Raw genomic sequence first — 1,684 nt, forward strand, 5'->3', positions numbered from 1 at the left:
TGATATGCTCCCCTTATAGTAGACAGAGAAATAATAAAAATTCTCTGACACATTAAGGGGAGTATTTTTATGTCTAAACGAACGACAACACACAGTATAAACGAACGATATGAAATCGTTGAAAAAGTAATTAATGAAAGAGAATCTATTTACTCTTTGGCCAAAAGGGAAGGAATAGATTCTTCGACTATTAAAGGATGGCTTCGCAGTTATCGAGCTAAAGGGATTGAAGGATTAAAAGAATCCATAGAGTGGAATACCTATTCAGACAAACTAAAGAGACAAGCAGTTGAGCATTACCTAAACACCCCAGAAAGTTTAGAAGCGACATGTGATCGCTACACTATTTCCTCCAGTTCTGTTTTACGACGATGGATAAAGCTTTATACTAGTGGTAAGGGATTTAAATCTACTAGTAGAGGAAGTCGACACATGAATAAAGGACGTAAAACAACTTGGGCCGAACGTATTGAGATTACACAGTTTACCATCGCTAATGGACTGAATTATCATAAAGCTGAAGAGCGTTATAACGTGTCATACCAACAGGTCTATCAGTGGGTACGAAAGTACCAGGCCGGCGGCCCCGAGGCATTGAAAGACCGTCGTGGAAGAACGCTGGAGTCAAAAGAAACGTTGACTGATGAAGAAAAGCTTCAACTTGAAGTAAAGCGGTTGAAACAGAGAAATGAGTATTTGGAAGCAGAGAATGGTCTAATAAAAAAGCTGAAAGCTATCGAAAGGAGGGATCGTCACGTATAGGCTCCTGTCTGAATGAATTCCAAGCGATCTATGAATATAGCCAAGAGCAGTCTGTCTCTATCCAACTACTTTGTGGCATTCTTGGTGTCTCTCGGTCGGGATATTATAAATGGTTGAACCACACCCCTTCTGAACAAGAGTTAGAGACAGCTCGACTGATGAAATGGGTGAAAGATCATTTCCATAAATATGATGGAAATTTTGGGTATCGTCGATTAACAATCGCCTTAAATCGACAGTCTAAAAATAAACGATATGACAAGAAGCGCATTCGTCGACTTATGTTGAAATTGGGGTTAAAATCTCATATCCGTCGATCCAATGGATATTCTACTAAAACTAGCTATAAAAACATTGAAGAAAACATCTTGAATCGTGACTTTAAAGCAGATAAGCCAAATCAGAAGTGGGTAACTGACGTTACTCATCTCCATTATGCAAATGGGAGAAAAGCATATTTAAGTGCTATTAAAGATCTTTATGATGGATCCATCATTGCATTCAGAATTGGGAAGTATAATGATAATTCTCTAGTCATGGGCACAGTAAAAGACGCTTTATCAATGAATCCTGGTGCTAAACCGCTGTTACACAGCGACCGAGGGTCGCAATATACGTCAAAAGCTTATCGTCAGATCACTACAAAAGCCGGTATTACCCGAAGTATGTCTCGGGTTGGTAAGTGTATTGATAACGGCCCCATGGAGAGCTTTTTCGGACACTTTAAATGCGAATCTTATCACTTGAAACAGTTTAACTCTTATCAGGAACTCGTAAAGACTATTGAGTCATACATGCATTTTTACAACTATGAACGTTTTCAAGAAACACGAAACAGCCTAACACCAATGGAATATCGGTATCAGGCTGCAGCATAAGAATTTTTATTTTTTTTACTGTCTACTTGACAGGGGTCAGTTCA

General features: G+C 38.8%; 1 pseudogene. It reads left to right on the forward strand.

Features of this window, described 5'->3' with window-relative positions:
* The first annotated feature begins 69 nt into the window (after positions 1-69).
* Positions 70-1,640: pseudogene (locus BMX79_RS12385) on the forward strand (IS3 family transposase).
* The last annotated feature ends 44 nt before the right edge of the window (positions 1,641-1,684 follow it).

Source organism: Alkalibacterium pelagium, from assembly GCF_900109325.1.
GTDB lineage: Bacteria > Bacillota > Bacilli > Lactobacillales > Carnobacteriaceae_A > Alkalibacterium > Alkalibacterium pelagium.